This window comes from Kitasatospora paranensis, from assembly GCF_039544005.1.
Taxonomy (GTDB): domain Bacteria; phylum Actinomycetota; class Actinomycetes; order Streptomycetales; family Streptomycetaceae; genus Kitasatospora; species Kitasatospora paranensis.
In genome coordinates this window covers 7,559,883-7,584,095 of record NZ_BAABKV010000001.1, presented here as the reverse complement: position 1 = coordinate 7,584,095, position 24,213 = coordinate 7,559,883, and the positions used below count along the sequence as shown (strand labels likewise).

Sequence of the window (24,213 nt, the reverse complement as noted above, 5' to 3'; positions counted from 1 at the left end):
GCTTCATCCGGACCAGCCGGCCGCCTCCCCGGCCCCGGGGGCACCCGACTGGTGGGGCCCGTGGCTCGGCAACCGCCGTCTCCAGGTCCGTCGTGACGAGGTCGCGGCGGCCCGGGAGGCGGCGCGTCCGGCCCGGGCGGCGCATCCGACCTGTTCGGACGGCACGCCGGGTGCGGCGGCCGACGGGTCAGCCGGGCAGCTCCCCGCCCCGGCGAGGAGGGGCGCGAGAAGGTCACCGTGCTCGGCGATCCGGGCGAGGACCTGTTCGGGGGTGAAGGCCAGCTCGGCGGGTGAGCCGCAGCTCTCGACCTCCGCCCAGCTCAGCGGCGTGGAGACGCCCGGGACGGCGGTCGCCCTGAGGGTGTAGGGCGCCGCCGTGGTCTTGGCGGTGCTGTTCTGCGACCAGTCGACGAACACCTTGCCGCGTCGCAGGTTCTTCGCCATCCGGTGCACCACCTGCCCCGGGTGGGCGGCCGCAAGGCGCTCGGCGAGGGCACGGGCGTAGCCGACCACCGCGGAGGCGTCGGCGGGACGCAGCGCGGCGTAGAGGTGGAGCCCTTTGCTGCCCGAGGTCTTGGGGTGGGCGGTCAGACCGTCGGCGGCGAGCTCCTCGCGGATCAGCAGCGCGACCCGGCAGCAGAGGGTGATGTCGGCGCCCGGGCCGGGGTCGAGGTCGATGACGAGCCGGTCGTGCGCACCGGCGCCGGTGTCCGCGCTCCACTGGGGGACGTGCAGTTCCAGGGCGTAGCCGTTGGCGAGGGCCATCAGAGTGGCGAGGTCGTCGACGGTGACCCGTTCCTTCGGGCCCTCGTGGCTGTCGACCACCATGGTGCGCACCCAGTCGGGCAGACCCGGCGGCGGGTTCTTGGCGAAGAAGCCCTCCTCCCCCACGCCGGAGGGGAAGCGCAGCAGCGTCGCGGGCCGGCGCCGGAGGTGCGGCAGCATGGCCGGGGCCGCCTGGGCGTAGTAGTACAGCGCCTCGCCCTTCGTCCACCCGGTGGCCGGCCACAGGACCTTGTCGAGGTGGGAGAGGACCAGGCGGCGGCCCTCGACTTCCGTGACCTGTCGCTCCGGCATACCGTGGTAAATCCCCATGAAAGGGACAGGTCATGCCACAGGTCACCTGGAAAGGCGTCATCACGTTCGGGCTGGTCAGCGTGCCCGTGCAGCTGTACGCCGCCACCGAGGAGCACAGCGGCCCGGCGCTGCACCAGGTGCACGTGAAGGACGGCTCGCGCATCCGCCAGAAGCGCTTCTGCGAGACGGAGGGCGTCGAGGTGCCCTACAGCGAGGTGGCCAAGGGGTACGAGAGCCCGGACGGCCGGCGCGTCGTCCTGGACGACGACGACCTGGCCCAGCTCCCGCTGCCCAGCAAGAAGATCATCGATGTGCTGGCGTTCCTCCCGGCGGACGCGATCGACCCGCTGATGTACTCCAAGGCGTACTACGTGGCCACCGCCGACAAGGCGCCCGCGAAGCCGTACGTGCTGCTGCGGGACGCGCTGGTGGACAGCGGGCAGATCGCGGTGACCAAGGTGGCGATGCGGACGAGGGAGTCGCTGGCGGTGCTGCGGGTGCACGGGGACGCGCTGGTGCTCCAGACCTGCCTGTGGCCGGACGAGGTCCGTTCGGCGGAGGGGATCGCCCCCGACGAGTCGGTCACGGTGCGCCCCCAGGAGCTCAAGATGGCCCGCTCGCTGATGGACACGCTGTCCGAGGACTTCGAGCTGTCAGCGCTGCACGACGAGTACCAGGCCGCCCTGCAGGGGGTGATCGACGCCAAGCTCGCGGGCGTCGAAGTCCCGCACGGCGAGGAGGCCCCGGCCGCCGCGGACGACGACAACGTGATCGACCTGATGTCGGTGCTGCGCAGCAGCGTGAAGGCCGCGCGGACCGGCCACGCGGGGAAGGCGGCCGCCCCGGCCGCGGACGAGGGGCAGGACGCGGAGCCGGAGGAGGGCCGGGAGCCGGCTCCGGCTCCGGCGGCGAAGAAGACCGCCCGGAAGGCCCCGGCCAAGAAGGCGGCGGCCAAGAAGACCGCCACCGCCGGGACCCCGGCGAAGAAGACAGCGGCCAGGAAGTCGGCCTCCCGCAAGGCCTCCTGAGCCCGGCGGGCCGGTCCCCGGGCGCGGCCGGGGCGCACCGGCGCCCCGTCAACCCTCCTCCGGGGCGGCCCTGTCGGCCAGCAGTCGCCGGAACAGCAGACCGGTCAGCACCACCGCCGCGGCGGTCGCGTAGCACGCCCGCTGGTGGGCGCCGCCGAGCAGGTAGAGCGCCTGGCCGGCCGCCGGGACGGCCAGCCACTCCCAGCGGCCGTCGAGCCCCACCAGCGCCACCACCAGCAGCGCGTACCAGGGGTAGCCGGGCGCGGCCAGCAGCAGCGCCGTCCCGGTGACCAGCAGCGCGCCCCGCCACGGCCGGTCCGGATCCCCCGGCGCAGCACATGGAGCACGACGGCGAGCAGCAGCAGCGCGGCGCCGAACGGGGCGGCGGCGCCCGGCAGCACCAGGCGCAGCAGCCCGAAGCGGGCGACCTCGCCGCGCTCGTAGCCCTCCTCGTGCAGATAGCCCGGCAGGTAGCCCAGCACGGCGGTGCCGGAGCCGAGGACGTACGGCAGGTACACCAGCAGGAAGACGGCCACGGCGGCACCGGGCAGGGTCAGGTCGCGGGCCCGGGGGCGCCGGGCCAGCACGCCGGAGAGGGCGCCGGGCAGCGCCAGCGCGGGCAGCAGTTTGACGGCGGTGGCGGCGCCCAGCAGCGCGCCGGAGGCGGCGCGGCGCCGTCCGGTCGCGGGCCGGGCGGCGGCGACCAGCAGCCCGGCCGTCATCAGCAGCGCGCCGAGGGTGTCGACGTGCGCGTCGTTCACCGCCCAGACGGTGATCCCGGGGAACCAGCCCCAGAGCGCCGCGCGGGCCGGCCGCCGGCGGGTGAGCAGCAGGAGGGTGGTCGCGACGGCGAGCAGGGCGCCGCCCGCCTGGGCTGCCCGGACGCCGCCGCCGACGGCCGCCAGGCCGCGGAACCAGCCCTGCGCGACCGGGGGTAGATGGTGGGCACGGCCGGCCGGTTGAGCCTGCTGCACGCGCCGGCGGCGGTACGGCGCTCGTCCCAGCCGGCGCAGCGCCCGGCCGGCGGGAAAAGGTCGGGCGAGCCGGCCCGCAGCCCGGCCAGCGCGGGGTCGTCGGGCGCGTAGCGGTAGGGCGAGATCCCGGCGGCCTGCACCCGGCCGTCCCAGACGTAGCGGTAGGCGTCGTCGCTGGTCCGCGGGGGCGCCAGCAGGCCGATGCCGGCGACGGCCACCGATCCGGCCAGCACGAGGGCGGCCCGGTGCCGCGCCGGAACGTGCCGCAGCAGCGCCACCGCGAGCGCGAACAGCACCAGGTCGGTGAGGTACCAGCCGTACAGCGGGCGCGGGTCGCCGAGGGTGCCGCCGCCGGTGACGGTGCCGGCGAGGGCGGCCACCAGGGCGACAAGGGCGGCGAAGGCACCGGCGGCGGGAAGCCCGCGGACGGGACCGGCGGCAGGCCGGGCGGCGGGAGCGGGCGGGGCGACGGATCTGGGCACGCCCGCCACCCTGCCACCGCGGGCCGCCCCACGGCCGCCACGCCGTGGCGGCGTACGAATTCCGTAAGGCGCACGCGTACGACCTCCGTGCGGCGTACGGCGTCCGTACGGCGTACGGCCTCCGTGAGCAGCCCGGCCCGCCGTCCGCGGGCCGGGCTGATCGGACGGCCGGTCAGGCGCAGTGGACGGCCCGGTTGCCGAGGGCCTTCGCGGTGGTGGCGGTCATCCCGCCCCAGGTGATGCTGCCGTAGCCGGTGATGCAGACCGCCACCGCGCCGACCTTGACGGGCCCGGCGTACATCTTGTAGCTGCCCGAGTCGGTGGCGGTCGTCCCGGCCACCTTGGTGCAGGACGCGGCGGGCGCCGTCTGGGTGCACCGGCTGATCGAGGCCGAGACGGCGGAGGCCGTGCCGTAGCCGCTGTTCGAGGTCTTGATGGTGGCCGCGCAGTTGGTGCCGTTGGTGCGGTCGAAGAAGAGGTAGTAGTAGCCGAGGACGATGCCGGTGCCGGTGGCGACCGGGTAGCTGTCGATCAGGCCGCCGGTGCACCCGTACGCCGCGGCCCCTGTCGCGGGCGAGGCCGGCGGCTTGGCGGGCGCGGTGCCGGGCGCGCCGGCCGGGGTGGTGGCGCCCGGCGCGGTGGTGACGCCGGGCGCGGGCTGCGGACCGGTGGTGGCCGCCGGTGCGGTGCTCGCCCCCGGAGCCGTCGCGGAGCCGGACGCCGCCGCCGAGGCGCTGCCGCCGGGTGTGCCGCTCCCGGCCTGGGCGGCGGAGGCCGAACCCGACGTCAGGCCGGCGTCCGCCGGGTCCGTGCCCGGGTCGGCGGCGCCCGCCGGGGCGGCACCGGTGGCGGCCGCCGGGCCGGCGGCCCCGACCGTCCCGGCGGGCCGGCCGGCGGCGGCCCAGACCACACCGGCCACCAGCGCCACCGCGAGCGCGGTGGCCCCGGCGACCAGCGCGGCCCGTCGCCGGCCGGGGCGACGCTCCTCCGGGTGGCTGCCGACGAGGTCCGCGGCGGACCAGATCGCGACCGGCTCGATCGCCACCGGGGCTGCCGGGGCCACCGCGACCACGGCGGCCCCGGTCGGGAATCCGCCGGCGCCCGGCCCTGCGACGGCGGCGGCCTCCGCGGCCAGCCCGCCGAGCTGCGCGGCGACCTCTGCCGCGCTCTGCGGCCGCTCCGCCGGGTCCTTCGCCAGCAGGCCCAGCACCAGCGTGTCCAGGCCCGCGGGCAGCCCGGGCCGGTGCCGGCTCGGCGGCACCGGGGTCTCCCGCAAGTGCGCCCCGAACTGGAGGGTCACCTCGCGATGGCCGAACGGGGTGGTGCCGGTGAGGAGTTGGTAGAGCAGGCAGCCGACCGCGTAGAGGTCGCTGCGGTGGTCGGCCGGCTCGCCGCCGCGGACCAGCTCGGGCGCCATCCACGGCACACTGCCGAGCGCGGTGTCCCCGCCGCCCGCGCCGTCCTGCCCGGGGGCAGGACGCAGGCCGGCGACACCGAGACCCAGGAGCTTCACCGTGCCGTCGGCGGTGACCAGCAGGTTCGCGGGCTTCAGGTCGCCGTGCACCAGGCCGGCGGCCTGCGCGGCGGCCAGCCCGGCGCAGACCTGCCGCGCCCGGTCCACGGCGAGGGCCGGCGCCGGGGTGCCCTCGGCGGCCAGGACTTCGTCCAGACCGCGCCCGGCGACGTGGTCGGTCACCAGGAACAGACCGCCGTCGACCGGGCCGAGGTCGCGGACGACCACCAGATGGGTGTCGTCGACGCCTTCGGCGGCGGCCCGGACCCGCTCCGCCGCCCGGTCGAGCTCCTCGGGCGCGGGCACCGCCCCGACCAGGACCTGGACGGCCACCGTCCGCCCGTCCTGCCGGTCGTACGCCGTCCACACCGCGCGGCGACCGGGTGCGCCAAGCCGCTCCCCCATCTCGTAGCGCCCGCCGAGCACCTGACCCTCCACGGTCTGCCCCTCTCCGTCAGCGTGCCGAGCACGGCCCTCCGGCCGGTCGCTCGATCGGATGATCGGTCAGAAACCTATCCGCACCGGCGGAGGCGGCACGCACCGGTCCCCGGAGTGCAGGCGCCGGGGCGCCCCGGCGCGGCGGGCGGCGGGCGCCGTAGGACTTCCGTAAGCACGTCGCACCGCCTCCGGACGGTCCGCAGGCGGTCTGATGGGAGCCGTGGACGAAGACACCCCGCCCCCGCGGCGCCGCACCTACGACATTCCGCTGCCCACCCCGCCGGAGGCGCTCCGGCGCGGGCCGCTGCGCGCGGGCACGTTCGGCTCCGTGCTGCACGAGCCCCGCACCGCCGTCGTCCTCGGCCGGTGGCTCGGCGCGGCGCTGCTGACCTGCTTCCTCACCGGCCTGCTGAGCCATCTGCTCCAGCAGCCGCCCTCCTGGCTCGCCGGCGCGCTGCCGAGCCGGCCGGTGAACGGCTACCGGTTCACCCAGGGGCTGCACGTGATCAGCGGGATCGCGGCGATCCCGCTGCTCGGCGCGAAGCTCTGGACGGTCTACCCGAAGCTCTTCGAGTGGCCGCCGGCCCGCAGTGTGCTGCACGCACTGGAGCGACTCGCCATCGCCGTCCTGGTGGCCGCGATGCTGCTGGAGGTGTTCACCGGGCTGCTCAACACGCTCCAGTGGTACCCCTGGCCGTTCCCGTTCCGGCAGACCCACTTCTGGCTGGGCTGGCTCGCCACCGGCGGCCTGCTGCTGCACGTCGCCGCCAAGGCCCCGCTGATCGCGGCCCACTGGCGGCGGGTCGCGCCCGGCCTCGCCCAGCGGCGGGCCTTCCTGACCGCGGTCACCGCCTCGGTCGCGGCCGTGACCGTCACCACGGCCGGGCAGACCGTGCCCTGGCTGCGCGCCCTCGACCTGTTCGCACCGCGGCGCCCGGACATCGGGCCGCAGGGGCTGCCGGTCAACCGCACCGCCGCCCAGGCCGGCACGACGGTGGCACCGGCCGACTGGCTGCTGCAGGTGGACGGGCCGCGCCCGCTGCGGCTGTCCCTCGCGGACCTGGCCCGACTGCCGCAGGTCACCGCCGAGTTGCCGATCGCCTGCGTCGAGGGGTGGAGCGCCTCCGCGCACTGGTCGGGCGTCCGGGTCCGCGACCTGCTCGACCTGGCCGGGGCCCCGTCGGGCGCGGGCCTGCGGATCACCTCTCTGGAAGCCGACGGCCCGTACCGGGTGACGGAGATGCCCGCCTCCTACGCCCGGGACCCGCTGACCCTGCTCGCCCTCCGGGTCAACGGCGAGGTGCTGGACCCTGACCACGGCTACCCGGCCCGGATCATCGCGCCGAACCGGCCCGGTGTGCTCCAGACCAAGTGGGTGTCCAGGATGGAGGTGCGGTGATGCGGACGCTGCGACCGCTGCTCGTGCTCGCCGGTCTGGCGCTCACCGGCTACGGCTTCTACGGGCTGCTGACGGACCGGTACATCGACGACCCGTTCGGTGTGCTGGAGTGGGCGGTGGGCGGCCTGCTGCTGCACGACGGGCTGTTCGTCCCGCTGATCTGCCTGGCCGGGGCGGCGCTCGCCCGCAGCACGCCCGTCCGCACCGGCCTGATCGTCGCCGCGTCGGTCACCGCCGTCGCGCTCCCCGCCGTCCTGCGGGCCGGCGACGACCACGGCAACCCGACCGTGCTGGCCCTCCCCTATCTGCGGAACTGGCTGCTGGTGCTGGCGGTGATCGCCGCCGCCGCGGCGGCCCCGGCCCTGCTCCGGCGCCGTCGCCGGCACCCCCGGAAGGGACGGGCGGAGCGTCGGTAGCGGAACGCCGGGCCGTCCGGCCCGGCGGGGGTGCGGAGGGGACATCGAGGGCCTCCGATGCTGGATCCGCCCGGCCGGGGGCGGATGTGACGACCTGCGACCGCGGTGCTGCTGCGTCTGTCCGAGGCTCGTGCAGACCGACCGGCAACGTCCATGGACAGCTGTCGCCCGGGCTTGGACTTTTGTGCCGAACGGGCCTGACGGCGTGGCGCGTTCCCATCCGGGCTGCGGCGGTGTCACCCCTTGACTTCCTCCGGCGACTGCTGTCACGGTTTGCTCGAAGTTGCTCGAAGCAGCCACCGAACGAGCATCTGGAGACACAGTCGCGCCCGGCGGGCGCTCACCGGAGAGGCACCCCACCGCCGACGGGCCGGGCCGCGCACCAGGCCCGTCCCGTCGGCGCGCCCCCGGCGCCACCCGCCCGCGGCGGCTGCGGCCGTCCGGACCGCCCGGCACAACCCCACGGCTCCACCCTCACGGCTTCACCCCCACCCCCACACCGTGCGTCGCCACAGAAGGAGCACTCGTGTTCTCCCCTCCCCGCAGAGCACTGGCGGCGGTGATCACCGCCGGCGTCCTGACACTGTCCGGTGCCGTCGCATCCCCGGCCTCCGCGGCCCCGCCGACCACGGGCTACACGGTCGGCGTCGGGTCCCCGGTCACGTACACGCACCCCACCGACACCCCCGCCGCCGTCTACACCGACAAGGACGGCACCTTCTACTTCCAGCAGTCCGCCGCCCTCTACGGCAGCACCGACCCCCGGTACTGGGACTTCTTCACCGGGACGGACTTCGACACGGCGACCCGCTCCAGCACGATCAGCAACGCGGTCGACCCGGCCAACGCGAACGACCGGAACAACGACACCACCTGGCGCTGCAACAACAGCCCCACCGGCCTCACCGCCACCGCCGCGACCGGCTCCACCGGCTACGCGCAGAAGAACTACTGCGACCTGTCCGGGGTCTGGGTCGACCCGGACACCGGTGACTGGTACGGGCTGGTGCACAACGAGTTCACCCCGCAGCCCTTCGGCGACGGCCTGCACTTCGACGCCATCGACTACGCCGTCTCCACCGACCAGGGCCGCACCTGGAAGATCCGCGACCACGTCATCACCTCGCCGTACAGCACCACCCGCGGCGACACCGCGCAGTTCCCCCAGCAGACGTACTACTACGGCGACGGCGACCAGCGGCTGTTCGTCGACACCGCCTCCGGCTTCTTCTACGTCTTCTACGGCTCGCGCGTGGTGGACAAGTCCGGTGGCTGGACGGCCTTCTACGAGCACGCGGCGCGCGCGCCGATCGCCTCGAAGATGGCCCCCGGCTCCTGGCAGAAGTGGTACGACGGCTCGTGGTCGCAACCCGGCACCGGCGGCCGGGAGAGCAACATGGTGCCCGTCGACGCCACCCACACCACGGGCTACACCCCGGCCTCCGGGGAGTACAACCCCGCCAACACCGGGAGCTCCGCCCAGCAGATCGCGGCCGGCACGATGCCCGCGACCTCGCCGATGTTCGTCATGGACGTCACGTACAACGCCTACCTCGGCCTCTACATCGGGGAGCCGCAGGCGGTCGACCAGAGCGGCAACGCGCCGCAGCAGTTCTACGCCACCGACAACCTGGCCACCCAGAAGTGGTTCCTGCTGGGCGACACCGGCAGCTACCACACGGCCTCCTGGTACCGCTGGTTCCTCGACGGCGCCAATCGCACCAACTCCACCGTCGTCGGCAGGACCTTCCGCTCCTACTGCGCCTTCGGCTGCTCGGGCGGCGCCTCCGGCCAGTACGTGGACGTCACCGTCGGCTCCACCGCGCCGGCCGGGCCGCCGGTCGACCTGTCCAGGGCGTACCGGATCGCCGGCGGCAACGGGCGGGTGCTCGCCCAGGTCTCCGGCGGCTCCGCCACCACCTCGGTCGCCGCCGCCACCGGCTCCGCCCTGGAGTCGTGGACCTTCGCGGCGAACGGCGACGGCTCCTACCGGATCGCCAACACCTCGACCGGCCAACTGCTCGGGGTGACCTCCACCGCCGTCGCCGGCCGGGCCTGGGGAGCGCAGCCCACCGCCACCACCGCGCCCGCGAACGGCCCGACGGTCGGGCAGCAGTGGTGGGTGATCCCCGGCACCACCACCGCCGGGGCGGCGACCGGCACCTTCAAGCTGGTCAACCGCTACAGCGGGCTGGTGCTCGGCCTGAGCTCCACCGCCGGCCGCCTCGCCGAGACCACGCCCACCCGCAGCTGGACGGACACCAGCGGCAACGCCGTCGGCGGCGCCCGCAGCGCGAGCGAGCAGACCCTGACCCTCACCGCGACCGGATCGGCGCCCGAGACGGTCACCGTCACCGGCCCGGGCAACCAGTCCGGCAAGGTCAACACCGCCGTCTCGCTCCAGCTCGCCGCGAACGACTCGGCGGGCAAGTCCCTCACCTTCTCGGCCACCGGCCTGCCGGCCGGCCTCGCCATCAGCGCCGCCGGCCTGATCAGCGGCACGCCGACCACCGCCGGATCCTCGACGGTCACCGTCACCGCCTCCTCCGGCACCGCCACCGGCTCGACGACCTTCACCTGGGCGGTCAACCCCGCGCTCAGCGGCACCCACACGCTGACCGCGTCGGGCAAGGCCCTCGACGACCCGGACCACTCCACCGACCAGGGCAAGCAGCTCATCACCTGGACGCCCAACGGCGGCTCCAACCAGAACTGGGTCTTCACCCAGCAGGCGGACGGCAGCTACCAGATCGTCAACGGCCTCTCCAATCTGTGCATGGACGTCAACGGCGGCTTCACCACGGCGGGCACCGCGATCATCCAGTGGGCCTGCACGGGCGGCACCAACCAGCACTGGGTGGTCACCGCCGTCACCGGCGGCTACACCATCACCTCGAAGAGCAGCGGGCTGCTGCTCACCACCGCCTCGGCCTCCGACGGAGCCCTGGTCACCCAGCAGCCCGACACCGGCTCCGCGCTCCAGCACTGGACGATCGGCTGACGGCGCACCGGCCGCAGGGCCGGAGCTGAGCGACCCGGGCGGCCGGGCCCCGCGGGCACTCCCCGCGGGGCCCGGCCGCCCGTCCGGTGGGGGCCGCCACCCGTCAGACGCCCCGCAGTCCGGTCTCCAGGCCGTCCAGGGCGTGCGAGCAGACGCAGTCCCGGGCGGCCGGCAGGCCCTCCAGGGCCTTGAACAGCACGGTGCGCAGCCGGTCCACGTTGCGGCCGAAGACCTCCAGCACCTCCGCGTGGGTGACGCCCTCACCGGTCTCCACCCCCGCGTCGAGATCCGTCACCAGGGCCAGCGAGGTGTAACAGAGGCCGAGTTCGCGGGCGAGCACCGCCTCGGGGTGACCGGTCATCCCGACCACCGACCAGCCGTTCGCGGTGAACCAGCGGGACTCGGCGCGGGTGGAGAAACGCGGCCCCTCGATCACCACCAGGGTGCCGCCGTCGACCGGCTCCCAGGCACTCTCCCGGGCGGCGGCCAGCGCCACCTGCCGCCCCGGCGGGCAGTACGGGTCCGCCATCGACACGTGCACCACCTCGGGCACCGAGCCGTCCGGCAGCGGGAGGCCGTCGTAGAAGGTCTGCACCCGGGCGGCGGTGCGGTCGACGAACTGGTCCGGTACCAGCAGGGTGCCAGGGCCGTACTCGGCGCGCAGACCGCCCACCGCGCAGGGGCCGAGGACCTGCCGCACCCCGAGTGAGTGCAGCGCCCACAGGTTGGCCCGGTAGTTGATCCGGTGCGGGGGCAGGGTGTGGCCGCGGCCGTGCCTCGGCAGGAAGGCGACGCTGCGCCCGGCCACCTCGCCGACGAAGACCGAGTCGCTGGGCGCCCCGTACGGGGTCTGGACGGCGACCTCGGTCACGTCGTCGAGCAGCGCGTACAGACCGGATCCGCCGATCACGCCGATCTCCGCCACAGGTCCGCCGGCCGCACCGTGCGGCGCCGGACGGACGGGCGAGGGGGCGTCAGCCATGGCCACTCCTTGGGATGCTGATCTGTCGTCTGGGCGACGGCCCGTGGGGTGCACGCCGCCGCCGTCACACCCTACGAGGCGCGGGCCCCCGGGGCCCGTCCGCGCGCCTTACGGTTCGCGTACGGCGCCGCGTACAGTGACAGCCTCGACGGACAGGAGTGACGGGATGGACGGACAGGCGGTGGCCCCGCGGACAGCCGGCCACCACCGGGCGCTCGCCTGGTGCAGCCGGCCCGACGCGCCGAGCGCGGCCGTGCTGGTACTGCACGGCGGCCAGGAGCACGGCCTGCACCGGCCCGGCCGGATCAATCCGCCCGGCCTGCGGATGTGGCCGTTCGTCCGTGCCGTGGAACGGGCGACGGCGGGCGCCGAGGTCGCCGTCGGTGTCGTGCGCTACCGCTGCCGCGGGTGGAACGGCGACCGGGCCGACGCCGCCCGGGACACCACTGCCGCCCTGCAGGACCTCGCCGAGGAGCTCGGCCCGGTGCCGACCGTGCTGATCGGGCACTCGATGGGCGGCCGGGCCGCCCTGCGCGCCGCCTGCCACCCCTGTGTGGCGGGCGTCGTCGCCCTCGCGCCGTGGTGCCCGGACGGCGAACCCGCCGAGCACCTGGAGGGCCGTCGGCTGCTGATGGTGCACGGCGAACGGGACAAGGTCACCGATCCGGCCGGCACCGTGGACTTCGCCGTGCGCGCCCGCGCCGCCGGCGCCCACACGGCCGGGTACCGGGTCGCCCGCAGCGGCCACACCCTGCTGCACCGGGCGGGCCTCTGGCACCGCACGGCCGCCGTGCTCACCACCGGGCTGCTCGGCCTGCACGACCTCCCCGCCGAGGTCACCGCCGCCCTGGCACTGCCCGCGGGCGACCGGGGCGGGCTCGACCTGCCGCTCTGAACGGCCGGTCGGTGGAACCGGATCGAGAACTGGCACATCACCCTGGCCGTCCTCGGCGAACCGCCCGCCCCTGCGGTGCCGTTGTCGCGTGCGGACCGCGTTCGACAGCACCCGCTGCGCCCGCACTGCAACCGTCGAACGGCCGGCGGCGTCAGGACCCGTGACGGAGAGGGGTGATCATGGCGGAACGGACGGGACTGCTGCTGGGCACGGGCTGCCTGGCGGCGCTGGCCGGTCCGGTGCTCGGCATCGGCGTGGCCCAGCTGACGGGCACGGTGATCGGCGATTCCTGGGGCTACTGCATGGGGGTTTCCGCGGGGTACGCCGCGGAACTCGCCGGCGGCGGGCCGATGGGCCACTTCTTCGAGGCGATCGCCTTCTTGCTGATGTACCTGTTCGCCTTCCCGGCCGGCTTCCTCGCCGTCACCCTGTCCACCCAGCGCGCGCCCCGGCTGGGTCTGGCGGTACTGGCCGGGCTGGGCCTGCTGCTCGGCGGTGCGTCCTTCGACCTGGCGCTGCACCTTGTCCCGCCGGACGGCTACTACCTGGCCGCCCGCTGCCCGCACGGGCACCCGCCGTGGTGGCCGCCCATGATTCCGCTGCCCGACCACGGCCCGCCCAACGGCTTCGAGAACCGCGGCTGACACCGCTGCCGGTCCGCCCGCACCTGGTCCCCTCCTGCGCGGCTGAGCAGGCCGCAGGGTCCAGCGGAACGCGGCGCTAGCGGCGCAGCAGTGCGCCGCGGACGAAGGCGGCCTGGCCGGCGTGCTGGAGGTCGTCGGAGACGACGCTGACCAGGCGGACGCCGAGGGTCACCGGCGGGTCCCAGCGCTCGTCGACGACGCGGCCGAGGTCGGTGTCGCGCAGGGTCCGGACGTAGGCGGCCGTCCGCGCGTGGACGGCATCGTGGTAGCCGGTGAGCAGGTCGGCCGAGCCGACCCGGACGGCGGCCACCTCGTCGGGGCCGTGGCCGTAGCCGGTGTCGCCGGGCGGCAGGGGCAGGGCGAAGCGGTCGGCCCAGCCGTCGGCCGTCCAGAGCTGCTCGGCGCCCGCGACGTCCGCGACGTGGTCGTCCTGGATCCGGGTGAGGTGCCACACCAGCCAGGCGACGGTGTTGGCACCGCCGTCGAGGCGGGCGGCCAGGTCGTCGGGGCCGAGCCCCGGACGGCCCCGTGCACGGTCTCCCTGATCCGGTCGAAGGCATCGGCCAACAGATCGGCACTGGTCACGGGGCGTCCTTCCGACGGCGGGCGGGCGGGCGGATCCGATTCTGCCCGGCAGGCCGGTGCGGCGCCCGTCCGGCGAGCCGTCGGCGGGTCCGCTGCGGCCGCCGTCAGTCGACGGCGCAGTCGGACGCCGTCAGGTCCTTCGGGCAGGGGAAGCGCGACACCTGCCGGGCGAGGGCGAGCCCGGCGTCCAACGTCGACTGCGGGACGCGCCACTGCCACCGGGGGTCGCTCAGGACGGTCAGCCACCCGTCCGGCCCGAGCGGTGGCCGGTCCCGGGTCACCGTGACCGCGGGGCCCGGCTTCCCCGAGGCCTGGTTCAGGGTGGCGTTCGCCGTGACGACCTTGACGGTGTCGCCGTCCGGCCGGGTCACCGCGACGGAGAGGTCGTACAGGCCCGCCGGGTCGGTGCCGCTGATGGAGGTCAGCACCCGGCTGCCGTCGGGCAGCAGGCTCTCGCGGCAGGTCGGCTGCGCGTAGCCGGGCCGGCGCGGGCCGCGGTCGGAGTCACCGGGCCAGCCCTTGCAGCCCGATCCGGTGCCGGCCGAACCGCTCGGGGAGGAGGCCGACGAGGGGGCGCGGTGGACGTACGAGAGCATGAGGGTCGAGGCGCCGTCGCCGTCGTCGTACTCCAGCTCGACGTACCGATCCGAGGGCCCGCTGTTGTACTTCACCGGCGTCGGAGCGAGATTGGCCAGGTGCCCGCCCGGCGGCAGGGTGTCGGCGAGGATCCTCAGCATGGCCTGCCAGGTGAGTTCGCCCGTCGCCGGCTCCGCGGACGCGGCCGGCCCGGGCCCGGCGGACTGCAGGACGGGCGGCCCGCCGTACCCGACCCCCACCTGGGCGCCCGCGAAGGCCACCACCCCCACCACGACCGCCGCACCCGCCATCCGGGCGATCCGCCGGACCCGGCGGCGGCGCCGCCCCGCTCCTTCCCCTCCGCCACCATCTCCGCCACCGGTGGGATCAGTTCGCCCATGCTCTGCGCGAGCATTCCGGTCAGATCGTCCTCAAGCCCCATCGCGACCCCCTCGTCCTCTCACTCGGCCCGCTCAGTTCCGGAACAGCAGCGCTCGGTCCTCGCCCAGCAGCTCGCGCAGCCTCGCCAGGGAACGCGTGTTGAGACTCTTGACGGCGCTCACGCTGCACCCCAGCGCCTCGGCCACGGCCTCGACGCTGTAGTCCTCCAGGTAGCGCAGCACCACGGCCGCCCGGTTCCGCGGCGGCAGCAGGCGCAGCGCCGCCAGCAGGGTCAGCCGCAGCTCGCTGACACCGACCCCGTGGCCGTCGCCGGCCGGCAGGTCGGGGATGTCCCCGACGGCGAACTCCCCGGACCGGCGCAGCCGCCGGTGCGAGAGGTACGTCCGCAGCAGCACCTTCCGCGCGTACGCGTCCATCCCGGTGTCCGGCACGCCGCGCTGCAGGCGGCCCCAGACCGCGTACAGCTTGCCGAAGGTGGTCTGCACGAGGTCCTGGGCCTGGTGGAAGTCGCCGCACATCAGGTACGCCACATGGAAGAGCCTGCGTGCGCGCGTCGCTGCGAACTCGTCGAAGTCGAGCACCTCGTCCATCTGCGTCCCCCGGATCGCCGTCCTGCGTGTTGATCGGCCCTCATACAGAACGCCGCCACATCGGCCGTGGTCGCACGGAATCCGGAACTTTCTGCAGGATCGCCGCCTCCGCCACCCAGCGGTCCGCGGCGCAACGGTGCCGATGTGGCACCGTCGGCGGCAGGTCGGGCGTGCCCGGCGGGCTGCCGTCGGCGGGTGCCCGATCGGCGCCGGACCTCGGTCGCAGCTCGCCGGCCCGGCGGGCGTCCCACAGGTGGCGGTGCAGGTCGAGCCGGAACCGCCGGTCGGGACCGGGGCGGGGGTGGCGGTGGCTGCGGGCCCCGCCGGGTGCCGCCTCCCAGAGCGCGAGGCTGATCCGCTGACCGGCGTCCGCCCAGGCCGGTGCCGTCCGGGCCACCAGGTGCAGCGGGTGTGCGCCGTCGCGTCCGTCGGCGCCGTACCGGGCGAGGGTGAGGGTGAGCCCGGGGCGCAGCAGCCCGTCGGGGGCGATCCGGGGCAGGTGCCAGCGGAGCAGGTCGGGCGCGAGGTGGCGGAGGTCGCCGCGGACGTGTGCGGCGACGTCCCGGCCGTGGGTGCGGGCCAGGGAGCGCAGGTCGAGGTCGACGTCGACGGCCGCGGCGGCACAGGCCCCCGCCCAGTCGCCGGTGCTCCGGCGGGCGGTCGCGGTCTCGATCATGGAGGGCGGCACGGCGAATTCGCGCACGCGCTGCCAGCGGGAAAGGCGGGTGTCACCGTTCGCGGTGGGAGTCTGCATCAGCACTCACCTTGCGCGGACGGGACCCCCGATCCGTGTGCGGGTCGGGTCTTCATCGGCGGGAGCCTAGCGCCACCCGTCCCGGCCCGCCAGGGAATTCCGGCCGGGGCGGCCCGGACGGCCGGCCCCGCCCGCGGCCCGGAGCACGTCCGGGCCGGCCCGCGTGGGCCGGCCCGGACGTGACTCACGGTCAGGCGAGGTCGAACCGGTCCAGGTTCATGACCTTGTCCCACGCGGCGACGAAGTCCTCGACGAACTTCGCCTTCGCGTCGTCGCTCGCGTAGACCTCGGCGAGCGCGCGCAGCTCGGAGTTGGAGCCGAAGACGAGGTCGGCGCGGCTGCCCGTCCAGCGGACCTTGCCGGTGGCGGCGTCGCGGCCCTCGAACGCGTTCGCGTCCTCGGAGGTCGCGTGCCAGGTCGTCCCCATGTCCAGGAGGTTGACGAAGAAGTCGTTCGTCAGCACACCGGGGGTGTCGGTGAGGACGCCGACCGGCGACTGCTGGTGGTTCGCGCCCAGGACGCGGAGCCCGCCGACCAGGACGGTCAGCTCGGGGGCGCTCAGGGTCAGCAGGTTGGCCCGGTCGATCAGCAGGTACTCGGCGGGCAGGCGGCTGCTCTTGCCGAGGTAGTTGCGGAAGCCGTCGGCGGCCGGCTCCAGCGCGGCGAACGACTCCACGTCGGTCTGCTCCTGCGACGCGTCCACCCGGCCCGGCGCGAAGGGCACCGTGACGGCGACACCGGCGTCCGCGGCCGCCTTCTCGACGGCCGCGCCGCCGGCCAGCACGACCAGGTCGGCCAGCGAGATCTGCTTGCCGTCGCTGCGCCCGGAGTTGAACGTCTCCTGGATGCCCTCCAGGGTGCGCAGCACCGTCGCGAGCCGGTCGGGGTCGTTGGCCTCCCAGCCGCTCTGCGGCTCCAGGCGGATGCGCGCGCCGTTGGCGCCGCCGCGCTTGTCGCTGCCGCGGAAGGACGAGGCCGACGCCCACGCGGTGGAGACGAGCTCGGGGACGGTCAGGCCGGAGGCGAGGACGAGGCTCTTGAGGGAGGCGATGTCCCCGGCGTCGACCTGCCCGTACGCCGCCGCGGGGAGCGGGTCCTGCCACAGCAGGGTCTCGGCCGGGACCTCCGGGCCGAGGTAGCGCACGACAGGGCCCATGTCGCGGTGGGTGAGCTTGAACCAGGCGCGGGCGAACGCGTCGGCGAACTCGGCCGGGTTCTCGTGGAAGCGCCGCGAGATCTGCTCGTAGGCCGGGTCGATGCGCAGCGACAGGTCGGTGGTGAGCATCGTCGGGGCGATGCGCTTCGACGGGTCGTGGGCGTCGGGCACGGTGCCGGCACCGGCACCGTCCTTCGGGCGCCACTGGTGCGCGCCGGCGGGGCTCTTGAACAGCTCCCACTCGTAGCCGAAGAGGATGTCGAAGAAGGTGTTGTCCCAGGCGGTCGGGGTGGTCGTCCAGACGCCCTCCAGACCGCTGGTGATCGCGTCGGCGCCCTTGCCGGTGCCGAAGGAGTTCTGCCAGCCGAAGCCCTGCTGCTCCAGCGGGGCGGCCTCGGGGTCGGCGCCGACGCTCTCCGCCGGGCCCGCGCCGTGGGTCTTGCCGAAGGTGTGGCCGCCGGCGATGAGGGCGACCGTCTCCTCGTCGTTCATCGCCATCCGGCGGAAGGTCTCGCGGATGTCGCGGGCCGCGGCGAGCGGGTCCGGGTTGCCGTTCGGGCCCTCGGGGTTGACGTAGATGAGGCCCATCTGGACGGCACCGAGCGGGTTCTCCAGCTCACGGTCGCCGGTGTAGCGCTCGTCGCCGAGCCAGGTGGTCTCGGGGCCCCAGTAGACGTCCTCGTCGGGCTCCCAGACGTCCGCGCGGCCGCCGCCGAAGCCGAAGGTCTCGAAGCCCATCGACTCCAGGGCGACGTTGCCGGCGAGGATCATGAGGTCGGCCCAGGAGAGGGACCGGCCGTACTTCTTCTTGACCGGCCACAGCAGGCGGCGGGCCTTGTCGAGGTTGCCGTTGTCCGGCCAGCTGTTGAGGGGGCGAAGCGCTGCTGGCCGGCGCCGGCGCCGCCGCGGCCGTCGCTGATCCGGTAGGTGCCGGCGCTGTGCCACGCCATCCGGATCATGAACGGGCCGTAGTGGCCGAAGTCGGCGGGCCACCAGTCCTGCGAGGTGGTCAGCACCTCCGCGATGTCCTGCTTCACGGCGGGGAGGTCGAGGCCCTCGAACGCCGCGGCGTAGTCGAAGTCCTCACCCAGCGGGTTGGCCACGGCGGGGTTCTTGGCAAGGATCTTCAGGTTGAGCCGGTCCGGCCACCACTGGCGGTTTCCTCCGCCCTGGGTCGGGTGCGCGGCGCGCCCGTGCGCGACCGGGCAGCCACCTGTGCCCTCCGCCTTCGCGTCGGCGACGATTGCGTCATGGTTCTCAGACATGGGAATCCTTCCGGACCTGGCAGATCACGATGCTAAGGAGCTTCGGGCGGTGGAGCGGTCGGGGCACGGGCCCGCGACACGGCACGACGTCCGGAGTGACCGCCGCTGAGCCGGGCCGACCGCCGCCCCGGAGGGTTCCGGGCAGCACGACGCGGGGGCCCGCCACCCGCGGGCCGGCACCGCTCAGCTCTTCGGCGGTGGCCGTCACGTCGCCGTCTCCCGTACTCCTGGACTCTTCCCGTCCCTTGGCTATCACCGGAACCGATCCTACAATGGACAGAGTCCAAGTCAAGAAGCGCATCAGAGCCGTACCTGATCGGACCCGAGAAACCCGCTGATAAACTCCCCGCATCCCCCATGAACCCGAATAGGTGAACCCATATGAGTGACCTGCTGCAGCGACTGCGCGTGCGTGGCTGGCGGATGACCTCCCAGCGGCGTGTCGTTGCGGAGGTCCTCGACGGCGACCACGTGCACCTCACCGCGGACGAGGTGCACGCCCGCGCGACCCGGCGGCTGCCGGAGATCTCCCGGGCGACGGTCTACAACACCCTGGGCGAGCTGGTCTCCCTCGGCGAGGTCATAGAGGTCTGCACCGACGGCCGCGCCAAGCGGTACGACCCCAACGCGCACCACCCGCACCAGCACCTGGTGTGCTCCACCTGCGGGACGATCCGCGACGTGCACCCCGTCCGCAGTCCGCTGGCCGACCTGCCGGCCGAGGAACGGTTCGGTTTCACGGTGTCCGACGTCGTGGTCACCTACCGGGGGCTCTGCCCCTCCTGCGTCTGACCGGTCGCGCTCGCGCGCGCACGAAGAACGGCGGCAGGCCCGGCGCTCCCCTCAAGGCGCCGGGCCTGCCGCCGTTCGCGTCGGCGGGTCGTACGGATGACCGGTCGGACCTGCCGGCCCGATCCCGCCGCGTCAGTGCGCGGCGGTCACGTTCTTGACCAGGGCCTTGGTCAGGGCCACCCCGGCCGTCCCGGTGGACTTCTGGTCGTTGTCGAAGGTGGTCACCACGACGCTGCCGACCCGGGCGGCCACCATCGTGCTGCCCCCGGCCCAGTCCGGCGAGGTGAGCACCGCCTGCAGCGCCTCGTCCCCGACGCCGGGCAGGCTCTTCAGCACGACGGTCACCGGGAACTTCTGGCCGTTCTGGACGGTGGTGAAGCTGTGGCAGGAGGTGAGGGCCTGCTTGAGGGCGGCCATCACCGCCTTCGCGTCGCTCCCCCGGTAGGCGTCGAGCTCCTGGGCGAACATGTCCTGCGCCTCGTCCGTGTAGTCGTTCTGGGCGAAGGACGCGCTGCCGATCCCCGCCACGTTGACCCAGGCCGAGCCGTTCAGCATGTCGCAGGCCTTCGCGGCCGGGACGGCCGACGGCGAGGACGGCGGGTTGAAGCCGTCGGCGGTGCTGCGCGTGCCACTGGGATCCAGCTTGAGCTGGTGCGGGATCGCGGCAGCCGGCAGGAGCATCGCGTTCAGCTTCGTCCCGTTCGGCAGACCGTCGGTGTCGGCCGCGGGAGCGGGGGCGGCCGCGGCCGAGGAGGCGGCAACAGAACCGGAGGGGCGGCCGGTGCGGCCGACGGCTGTGCGGCCCCGGAGGAGCAGGCGGTGAGGCCGAGGAGCAGACCGGCGCCGCAGGCGACGGAGGCGGCCCGGCGGAACTGCTGTGACATGAGGGCTGTGCACCTTTCGAGCGAGAGAGTTGGGTGAGCGGCGCGCCAATCAGAACATGTCCTGTGAACCGCGTCAACACTCGATCGCCCGGTGAGGCAGGTTGTAGGATCAGGCCCGTCGAGCGTCGCGTCGCCACGGAGGGGCCCAGTCAGTGCCGGAGAACAGGACAGACGTCACCGCCGCCCAGATCGCGCGGTTCGCCGGGGTCGGCCGGGCCGCCGTCAGCAACTGGCGGCGCAGGCACGCCGACTTCCCGAAGCCCGTCGGCGGCACCGACAGCAGTCCGGTCTTCGACCTGGCCGAGGTCGAGCAGTGGCTCCGCGGCCAGGGCAAGCTCGGCCAGGTCCCGCTGCGGGAACGGGTCTGGCAGCAGGTCGAACAGGATCCGGACGGGGCCTCGGCCGCGCTGCGCCTGCTCGGCACCGTCCTGCTGCTGCACGCCCGGCCCGAGGGCCGGCCGCAGCTGCGCGCCGCGGACGACCGGCCCTCGGACGGCGACCTGCCCGCCCTCCTGGCCGGGGCCCTGCGCACCCGGCTGGGCGAGGACCATCCCGTCCCCCTGCCCACCGGGCCCGAACTGGACGCGCACCGGGACCTGGTGCGGGGCGGCGCGGAGCTCGCCGAAGAGCTGGGCGCCCGCGAGGCATACGAGTTCCTGATGGGCCGTCACCTGGAGGCCGGGCCACGCCAGTACACACTGACCCCGGCCCCGCTCTCCGAGCTCATGGCCGACCTCGCCGGGCCGGCCGAGCTGGTGCTGGACCCGGCCTGCGGCTTCGGCGGCCTGCTCGCCGCGGCAGGCCCCACCGCCGCCCTGGCCGGGCAGGACGCCGATCCGGACCTCGCCGCCCTGACCGCGCTGCGCCTGGCCCTGCACACCGACCGCCCCGTCCGCATCAGGCCGGGCGACAGCCTGCGCGCCGACGCCCACCCGGGCCTGCGCGCCGACGCCGTGCTGTGCCACCCGCCGTTCAACGAACGCGCCTGGGGACACGAGGACCTCGCCTACGACCCCCGGTGGGAGTACGGGCTGCCGCCGCGCACCGAATCCGAACTGGCCTGGGTGCAGCACTCCCTGGCGCACGTCCGGGAGTACGGCGCCGCCGTGCTGCTGATGCCGCCCGCCGCGGCGTCCCGGCGCTCGGGCCGCCGCATCCGCGCCGACCTGCTGCGCCGCGGCGCCCTGCGGGCGGTCGTCGCCCTGCCCGCCGGAGCCGCCCCGCCGTACGGGATCCCGCTGCACCTGTGGGTGCTGCGCCGCCCCGCGCCGGACGCGCCGCAACCGCACCGGCTGCTGGTGGTGGACGTCGCCGACCGCCCGGACGGCCGGGACGCGATGCCCTGGCAGGAGCTCCGCGGCGCGGTGCTGGACGCCTGGCACGCCTTCGACCGGGACGGCTCCGCACCGGAGCGGCCCGGCGTCAGCCGCACCGTCCCGCTGGTCGACCTGCTGGACGACGACGTGGACGTGACCCCGGCCCGGCACCTGCCGGTACGGGCGGCGGGCCCCGGCGAGGCGGAGCTGGACGACCTCCGCGAGCGGCTGACCGGCGCCCTGCGGCACGCGGCGGACCAGGTGCCGACCGCCGGTCCGCAGGGCGCGCCCGCGCACTGGGCCATGACGAACCTGGGCGAACTGGGCCGGACGGGAGCCCTGCTGATGCGCACCGGCGGCGCCGGGGCCGGCCCGGCCGGCGGACCGCCGGTGCTGACCGAGCACGACATCGCCACCGGCGGCGCACCGTCCGGCGTGCTCCCCGAGGGCGCGGCGGAGGAGCCGGTGCTGCTCCGCGCCGGGGACGTGGTGATCCCCGTCCTCGGCCGGGGCACCACGACCCGGGTGATCGACACCGCCACCGCCGGTGCCGCACTGGGCCGCAACGTGCACCTGCTGCGGCCGGACGCATCCGTACTGGATCCGTGGTTCCTCGCCGGGTTCCTCCGCAGCAGCGCGAACAGCCGGCAGGCCAGCAGCTTCACCTCGTCCGCGACCCGCCTCGACGTCCGCCGCCTCCAGGTGCCCCGACTGCCCCTCGCCGACCAGCAGCGCTACGGCGAGCGGTTCCGTGCCCTGAGCGCCTTCGAGGAGGCGTCGCGGCTCGCGGCCGGACTCGGCGAGCGGCTCGTCCAGGGCCTGTACGACGGCCTGACGGACGGGAGCGTCGGCCCGTCGTGAGGGCAGCGGACGGCCGGCGGCGGGGTCGGTAGGCTGACCCCGGCAACCGCCGCCCGCCCTGCGCCGACCAGGAGACCAGCCATGTACGCCCCCGTCCCGGCACCGCCACGGCGTCGACGTGCTGCGCAGGCGGGGACGGTCCTGCTGCGGATCGTCCTGACGGTCGTTCCGCTGGTGAGCCTGGGCATGCTGGGCTGGATCACCATGCTGAAGCCGGCGATCGTGCACCGCCGCACCCGGGACTGGCTGCTGTTCGGCGCGTCGGCCGCGGCGTCCGTCGGCGGCATCGTGCTGATCGGGACGTCGACCGGCGACACCGACTGGCGGGCCACCACCGGCGTGGTGCTGCTGCTCGGCACGGCGGTCGTCGTCCCGGCGTACTTCCTCGCCGTCGACCTGCGACCGCCGCGGGCGCCCGAGCCCGCCCCGCCCGCCCGTCCGCCGGTGGGCATGCCGCGGCCGGACCGCATCGGACAGGTCCGGGCCGGGCTCGACGAGCTGAGCGCCTACCTCGAACAGCAGGAGCGCCCGTGAGGGGCCGGCTCATGGCCGGGCGCTACGAACTGACGACCCTCATCGGGCAGGGCGGCATGGGCCAGGTGTGGGCGGCCCACGACCGCACCCTCGACCGCCAGGTGGCCGTCAAGCTGCTCCGGCCGGACCTGATGCCCGGCTCCGAGCAGTCCGACCAGCTGCGGCGGCGCTTCGCCCGCGAGTGCCGGCTCACCGCCCGCGTCGACCACCCGGGCCTGGTCACCGTGCACGACGCCGCGAGCGACGCCGACGACCTCTACCTGGTGATGCAGTACGTCCACGGCGCGGACCTGGCCGACCACCTGGCCGAGCACGACCCCTACCCCGTGGCGTGGGCTGTCGCCGTGGCGGCCCAGCTCTGCCCGGTACTGGCCGCCGTGCACGCCGTGCCGGCCGTGCACCGCGACCTCAAACCGCGCAACGTGATGATCCGCCCCGACGGCACGCTGGTCGTGCTCGACCTCGGCGTCGCCGCCGTCCTGGACACCGACACCACCCGGCTCACCCTCACCGGCTCGCACATCGGCAGCCCGGCGTACATGGCACCCGAGCAGGCCCTGGGCGAGGAGGTCGGCCCGCGGACGGACCTCTACTCGCTGGGCGTGATCCTGCACGAACTGCTCAGCGGCACCGTCCCGTTCGCCCGCTCGTCGCCGCTCGGGGTGCTGCACCAGCACCTCCACGAGCCGCCCGCGCCGCTGCGCCGGCTCCGGCCCGACACACCGGAGCCGCTGGAGGCGCTGGTCCTGCAGTTGCTGGCCAAGGACCCGCGGGACCGGCCGGCCGACGCGGCCGAGGTGCACGCCGCGCTGGAACCGCTGCTGCCCGGGGCGGCCCCGGCCCGCCCCGGCGGGCCCGGGGCGCCGATGGACCCGACCCGGCCGTTCCGGCAGCCGTACGCGCCCTGGGGCGGCCGGGTGCCCGCGCCACGGCCGCCCACCGGGCCGCCCACCGGGCCTGCCACCGGGCCGGCCGTGCCGCCGCCGCCCGCCGCACCACCGGCAGCCGCCGCGCCGCCCGCGCCCACCGCGCCGCCCCGCGGGAGGGCGGACATCGCCGGCGCCGTCGAGGAGGTCAAGCGGCTGCTGGACACCGGCCGGATCACCCAGGCCGTCGGGGTGCTCGGCGACGCGCTGCCCGCCGCGGTGGAGACCCACGGCGCGCACTCGCCCGTCGTCCGCATGCTGCGCAAGCAGTACGCGGCGACCCTGCTGGAGGCCGGCCGGTTCCGCGCCGCCCTGCCGGAGCTGCGGCTGCTGGCCGAGCAGAGCGCCGCCGAGGCCGGCCCGGCCGACCCGCAGACCCTGCGCTACCTGGTCGAGGCCGCACAGTGCCTGGAGCACCTCGGCGACCACGCCGCCGCCCTCGCCGAGTACCGGTCGCTGCTCCCCGGCTGGACCGGCACGCCGCCACCGACCCGGAACTCGCGCTGGAGGTGCGCCACCGCACGGCACAGCTGCTCCTGACGGCCGGTGACCACTCCGAGGCGCTCACGGTGCTGCTCCAGCTGCTGCTGGACACCGAGCGCCGCTACGGCCCGCACCACCCGCTCGCCGCCGAGACCCGGCGCACCCTGGAGTGGCTGGGCCGGCCGCACGGCTGACCGGGCCCTGCTCACGGCGCGGGGGTGGGCGCCACGGCCGGACGTG

General features: G+C 75.1%; 17 protein-coding genes and 5 pseudogenes. 11 read left to right on the top strand and 11 right to left on the bottom strand.

The features are described 5' to 3' along the window. Positions 1 to 3: 3 nt before the first annotated feature. Entirely contained in the window at positions 4 to 1,077 is a 1,074-nt protein-coding gene (gene ligD, locus ABEB13_RS35980; protein ID WP_345708860.1) for a non-homologous end-joining DNA ligase, read from the bottom strand. 32 nt (positions 1,078 to 1,109) lie between these two features. Here ligD and ku point away from each other — a divergent pair, with 32 nt between their 5' ends. After that, a complete protein-coding gene (ku, locus tag ABEB13_RS35975) occupies positions 1,110 to 2,105 on the top strand; it encodes a non-homologous end joining protein Ku (RefSeq protein ID WP_345708859.1) in 996 nt (331 codons plus the stop codon). A 104-nt stretch (positions 2,106 to 2,209) separates the two neighbouring features. On the opposite strand, the gene ABEB13_RS35970 is transcribed toward ku, so the two are convergent. The 3 genes from ABEB13_RS35970 to ABEB13_RS35960 all read right to left on the bottom strand — a co-directional run bounded on the left by ABEB13_RS35970 (position 2,210) and on the right by ABEB13_RS35960 (position 5,512). Continuing rightward, the gene (locus tag ABEB13_RS35970) at positions 2,210 to 2,866 is read right to left on the bottom strand and encodes a hypothetical protein (RefSeq protein ID WP_345708858.1); all 657 of its coding nucleotides are present in this window, start codon (positions 2,864 to 2,866) and stop codon (positions 2,210 to 2,212) included. Next, positions 2,863 to 3,561, bottom strand: a complete 699-nt coding sequence (locus ABEB13_RS35965) for a hypothetical protein (RefSeq protein WP_345708857.1) — start codon at positions 3,559 to 3,561, stop codon at positions 2,863 to 2,865. The genes ABEB13_RS35970 and ABEB13_RS35965 overlap by 4 nt, the downstream gene beginning before the upstream one ends. A gap of 172 nt (positions 3,562 to 3,733) precedes the next feature. Next, entirely contained in the window at positions 3,734 to 5,512 is a 1,779-nt protein-coding gene (locus tag ABEB13_RS35960; RefSeq protein ID WP_345708856.1) for a serine/threonine protein kinase, read from the bottom strand. A gap of 268 nt (positions 5,513 to 5,780) precedes the next feature. On the opposite strand from ABEB13_RS35960, the gene ABEB13_RS35955 reads away from it, so the two are divergent. From ABEB13_RS35955 to ABEB13_RS35945, 3 genes are all read left to right on the top strand, one after another. After that, positions 5,781 to 6,911 carry a molybdopterin-dependent oxidoreductase gene (locus ABEB13_RS35955; RefSeq protein ID WP_380232930.1) on the top strand — a complete coding sequence of 377 codons (1,131 nt, stop codon included), beginning with the start codon at positions 5,781 to 5,783 and terminating at the stop codon, positions 6,909 to 6,911. Then, entirely contained in the window at positions 6,911 to 7,327 is a 417-nt protein-coding gene (locus ABEB13_RS35950) for a hypothetical protein (RefSeq protein WP_345708855.1), read from the top strand. Before ABEB13_RS35955 ends, ABEB13_RS35950 begins: the two co-directional genes overlap by 1 nt. Before the next feature lie 526 nt (positions 7,328 to 7,853). Beyond that, on the top strand, positions 7,854 to 10,328 hold the full coding sequence (locus ABEB13_RS35945) for an RICIN domain-containing protein (protein ID WP_345708854.1): 2,475 nt from the start codon (positions 7,854 to 7,856) through the stop codon (positions 10,326 to 10,328). A gap of 103 nt (positions 10,329 to 10,431) precedes the next feature. On the opposite strand, the gene ABEB13_RS35940 is transcribed toward ABEB13_RS35945, so the two are convergent. Further along, positions 10,432 to 11,310 carry an S-methyl-5'-thioadenosine phosphorylase gene (locus tag ABEB13_RS35940; RefSeq protein WP_345708853.1) on the bottom strand — a complete coding sequence of 293 codons (879 nt, stop codon included), beginning with the start codon at positions 11,308 to 11,310 and terminating at the stop codon, positions 10,432 to 10,434. Between the two features lie 166 nt (positions 11,311 to 11,476). On the opposite strand from ABEB13_RS35940, the gene ABEB13_RS35935 reads away from it, so the two are divergent. The 3 genes and pseudogenes from ABEB13_RS35935 to ABEB13_RS35925 all read left to right on the top strand — a co-directional run bounded on the left by ABEB13_RS35935 (position 11,477) and on the right by ABEB13_RS35925 (position 12,849). Then, complete coding sequence (locus tag ABEB13_RS35935; RefSeq protein WP_345708852.1) at positions 11,477 to 12,205, top strand: alpha/beta hydrolase; 729 nt, start codon at positions 11,477 to 11,479, stop codon at positions 12,203 to 12,205. Between the two features lie 18 nt (positions 12,206 to 12,223). Further along, positions 12,224 to 12,382 (top strand): annotated as a pseudogene (locus ABEB13_RS35930) (hypothetical protein); the annotation flags it as partial. Positions 12,383 to 12,384: 2 nt separating this feature from the next. Further along, a complete protein-coding gene (locus ABEB13_RS35925) occupies positions 12,385 to 12,849 on the top strand; it encodes a hypothetical protein (RefSeq protein WP_345708851.1) in 465 nt (154 codons plus the stop codon). A gap of 76 nt (positions 12,850 to 12,925) precedes the next feature. On the opposite strand, the pseudogene ABEB13_RS35920 reads toward ABEB13_RS35925, so the two are convergent. The 5 genes and pseudogenes from ABEB13_RS35920 to katG form a co-directional block, all read right to left on the bottom strand. After that, positions 12,926 to 13,434: pseudogene (locus ABEB13_RS35920) on the bottom strand (mycothiol transferase). A 104-nt stretch (positions 13,435 to 13,538) separates the two neighbouring features. Next, on the bottom strand, positions 13,539 to 14,321 hold the full coding sequence (locus tag ABEB13_RS35915) for a hypothetical protein (protein WP_345708850.1): 783 nt from the start codon (positions 14,319 to 14,321) through the stop codon (positions 13,539 to 13,541). Positions 14,322 to 14,483: 162 nt separating this feature from the next. Beyond that, positions 14,484 to 15,002, bottom strand: a complete 519-nt coding sequence (locus ABEB13_RS35910; protein WP_345708849.1) for a SigE family RNA polymerase sigma factor — start codon at positions 15,000 to 15,002, stop codon at positions 14,484 to 14,486. 94 nt (positions 15,003 to 15,096) lie between these two features. Further along, a pseudogene (locus ABEB13_RS35905) lies at positions 15,097 to 15,756 on the bottom strand (hypothetical protein); the annotation flags it as partial. A 190-nt stretch (positions 15,757 to 15,946) separates the two neighbouring features. Then, positions 15,947 to 18,177, bottom strand: a pseudogene (gene katG / locus ABEB13_RS35900) (catalase/peroxidase HPI). Between the two features lie 381 nt (positions 18,178 to 18,558). Here katG and ABEB13_RS35895 point away from each other — a divergent pair. Continuing rightward, positions 18,559 to 18,969, top strand: a complete 411-nt coding sequence (locus ABEB13_RS35895) for a Fur family transcriptional regulator (RefSeq protein WP_345708848.1) — start codon at positions 18,559 to 18,561, stop codon at positions 18,967 to 18,969. Positions 18,970 to 19,101: 132 nt separating this feature from the next. Here the strand turns inward: ABEB13_RS35895 and ABEB13_RS35890 are convergent, their stop codons facing one another. Continuing rightward, positions 19,102 to 19,650, bottom strand: coding sequence for a hypothetical protein (locus ABEB13_RS35890; protein WP_345708847.1), 549 nt, complete (start codon positions 19,648 to 19,650; stop codon positions 19,102 to 19,104). Positions 19,651 to 20,005: 355 nt separating this feature from the next. Between ABEB13_RS35890 and ABEB13_RS35885 the strand changes: the two genes are divergently transcribed. The 3 genes and pseudogenes from ABEB13_RS35885 (at position 20,006) to ABEB13_RS35875 (ending at position 24,167) form a co-directional block, all read left to right on the top strand. After that, positions 20,006 to 22,030: an N-6 DNA methylase gene (locus tag ABEB13_RS35885; protein WP_345708846.1), complete on the top strand. Its 2,025-nt coding sequence runs from the start codon at positions 20,006 to 20,008 to the stop codon at positions 22,028 to 22,030. 81 nt (positions 22,031 to 22,111) lie between these two features. Beyond that, the gene (locus ABEB13_RS35880; RefSeq protein WP_345708845.1) at positions 22,112 to 22,564 is read left to right on the top strand and encodes a hypothetical protein; all 453 of its coding nucleotides are present in this window, start codon (positions 22,112 to 22,114) and stop codon (positions 22,562 to 22,564) included. Then, positions 22,561 to 24,167, top strand: a pseudogene (locus ABEB13_RS35875) (serine/threonine-protein kinase). Before ABEB13_RS35880 ends, ABEB13_RS35875 begins: the two are co-directional and overlap by 4 nt. Positions 24,168 to 24,213 lie beyond the last annotated feature (46 nt).

Coding starts and splice junctions, on each gene's coding strand:
- ABEB13_RS35950 (WP_345708855.1), top strand. CDS start 6,911: ATGCGGACGCTGCGACCGCTGCTCGTGCTCGCCGGTCTGGCGCTCACC.
- ligD (WP_345708860.1), bottom strand. CDS start 1,077: ATGCCGGAGCGACAGGTCACGGAAGTCGAGGGCCGCCGCCTGGTCCTC.
- ABEB13_RS35935 (WP_345708852.1), top strand. CDS start 11,477: ATGGACGGACAGGCGGTGGCCCCGCGGACAGCCGGCCACCACCGGGCG.
- ABEB13_RS35915 (WP_345708850.1), bottom strand. CDS start 14,321: ATGGCGGGTGCGGCGGTCGTGGTGGGGGTGGTGGCCTTCGCGGGCGCC.
- ABEB13_RS35925 (WP_345708851.1), top strand. CDS start 12,385: ATGGCGGAACGGACGGGACTGCTGCTGGGCACGGGCTGCCTGGCGGCG.
- ku (WP_345708859.1), top strand. CDS start 1,110: ATGCCACAGGTCACCTGGAAAGGCGTCATCACGTTCGGGCTGGTCAGC.
- ABEB13_RS35895 (WP_345708848.1), top strand. CDS start 18,559: ATGAGTGACCTGCTGCAGCGACTGCGCGTGCGTGGCTGGCGGATGACC.
- ABEB13_RS35890 (WP_345708847.1), bottom strand. CDS start 19,650: ATGCTCCTGCCGGCTGCCGCGATCCCGCACCAGCTCAAGCTGGATCCC.
- ABEB13_RS35880 (WP_345708845.1), top strand. CDS start 22,112: ATGTACGCCCCCGTCCCGGCACCGCCACGGCGTCGACGTGCTGCGCAG.
- ABEB13_RS35910 (WP_345708849.1), bottom strand. CDS start 15,002: ATGGACGAGGTGCTCGACTTCGACGAGTTCGCAGCGACGCGCGCACGC.
- ABEB13_RS35940 (WP_345708853.1), bottom strand. CDS start 11,310: ATGGCTGACGCCCCCTCGCCCGTCCGTCCGGCGCCGCACGGTGCGGCC.